Annotated in this window: 1 protein-coding gene; it reads left to right on the plus strand. The window is 52.8% G+C overall.

The window, feature by feature from the left end:
- Positions 1–24: 24 nt before the first annotated feature.
- On the plus strand, positions 25–1,009 hold a 985-nt coding region (locus tag ACX1DY_RS31430; RefSeq protein WP_458968043.1), incomplete at its 3' end, for a condensation domain-containing protein.

Consider the following 1,009-nt stretch of genomic DNA (forward strand, 5'->3'; position numbering starts at 1 on the left):
ACATGGGGAAGCAGCACGCGTGCGGTGATTAACTTAAACGAGCGGGAAACGAAAAACCTGCTGACGGGAACGCACCATGCGTACAAGACGGAAATAAACGATGTGCTGCTCGCGGCGCTCGGTTTAGCGATGCAGGAATGGACGGGTCATGAGACGCTGGCTGTTCATCTGGAGGGTCATGGCCGGGAAGAAGTATTGGGTGACGTGGACGTGACGAGAACGGTGGGGTGGTTTACGAGCATATACCCGGTTGTCTTCGAAATGAAGCAGGCGGAAGGGATAGCCTACTGGATCAAATCGTTCAAGGAGAAGCTGAGACGGATTCCGAACAAAGGCGTGGGATACGGCGCGCTGAAGTATTTGACGCCAAGGGAAAAAAGCGGCCTAGGAAGCGGAATAGCGCCGGAAATCAGCTTCAACTACTTGGGACAATGGGACCGGGAGATGAATACCGGGGCGATGTCGATGTCCGGTCTACCGACAGGGTCCCAGGTGAGTTTGCAATCAGAGCGGGCTTATGCGCTGGAGATTGTAGGAAGCGTAATGGACGGGAAACTGACGCTGATCCTGACGTACGACGAGCAGGAGTACCGTGAAAGCACGATGCAGGTATTGCTAGTCAACTACAAAAAGCAGCTGCTTTCGATCGTCGAGCATTGCATGCAGCAAACCGAGACCGTGCTGACTCCGAGCGATGTGGGCAGCGAACCAATACCGCTAGTCACTTTCGATAACCTTCGCAAGCAACTGGCAAATAGCGGCGAGATCGTGTCCATGTACCCGATGTCTCCAATGCAAGAAGGCATGCTATTCCAAGCGCTAAGGGAACCGCAGTCGTCTGCGTACTTCGAGCAATTGTCGTTTACGATTCAAGGGTCGTTGCAAGAAGTGAATCTGGAGAAGAGCCTTTCCCTTCTGATGGATCGACATGACATCTTGCGAACGGTGTTTATGTACGAGGAATTGGAAAGGCCGTTACAAATCGTGCTGAAGAAGCGCAACTCTTCGA

The sequence above is a fragment of the Paenibacillus sp. BAC0078 genome (assembly GCF_054483875.1).